This window comes from Citrobacter sp. Cpo074, assembly GCF_030332745.1.
In the GTDB taxonomy this organism is placed as follows: domain Bacteria; phylum Pseudomonadota; class Gammaproteobacteria; order Enterobacterales; family Enterobacteriaceae; genus Citrobacter; species Citrobacter portucalensis.
Map to the genome: position 1 here is coordinate 1 of NZ_JAOWHG010000006.1, position 727 is coordinate 727.

1 rRNA gene is annotated in these 727 nt (G+C 53.1%); it reads right to left on the reverse strand.

Going from position 1 to position 727, the window contains the following annotated elements:
- Positions 1 to 12: 12 nt before the first annotated feature.
- Positions 13 to 727, reverse strand: a 16S ribosomal RNA gene (locus tag OGX83_RS00015); the annotation flags it as partial.

Below are 727 nucleotides of genomic sequence, written 5' to 3' on the forward strand. Positions count from 1 at the left end.
GGTTCTTTAAGGTAAGGAGGTGATCCAACCGCAGGTTCCCCTACGGTTACCTTGTTACGACTTCACCCCAGTCATGAATCACAAAGTGGTAAGCGCCCTCCCGAAGGTTAAGCTACCTACTTCTTTTGCAACCCACTCCCATGGTGTGACGGGCGGTGTGTACAAGGCCCGGGAACGTATTCACCGTGGCATTCTGATCCACGATTACTAGCGATTCCGACTTCATGGAGTCGAGTTGCAGACTCCAATCCGGACTACGACATACTTTATGAGGTCCGCTTGCTCTCGCGAGGTCGCTTCTCTTTGTATATGCCATTGTAGCACGTGTGTAGCCCTACTCGTAAGGGCCATGATGACTTGACGTCATCCCCACCTTCCTCCAGTTTATCACTGGCAGTCTCCTTTGAGTTCCCGGCCGAACCGCTGGCAACAAAGGATAAGGGTTGCGCTCGTTGCGGGACTTAACCCAACATTTCACAACACGAGCTGACGACAGCCATGCAGCACCTGTCTCAGAGTTCCCGAAGGCACCAAAGCATCTCTGCTAAGTTCTCTGGATGTCAAGAGTAGGTAAGGTTCTTCGCGTTGCATCGAATTAAACCACATGCTCCACCGCTTGTGCGGGCCCCCGTCAATTCATTTGAGTTTTAACCTTGCGGCCGTACTCCCCAGGCGGTCGACTTAACGCGTTAGCTCCGGAAGCCACGCCTCAAGGGCACAACCTCCA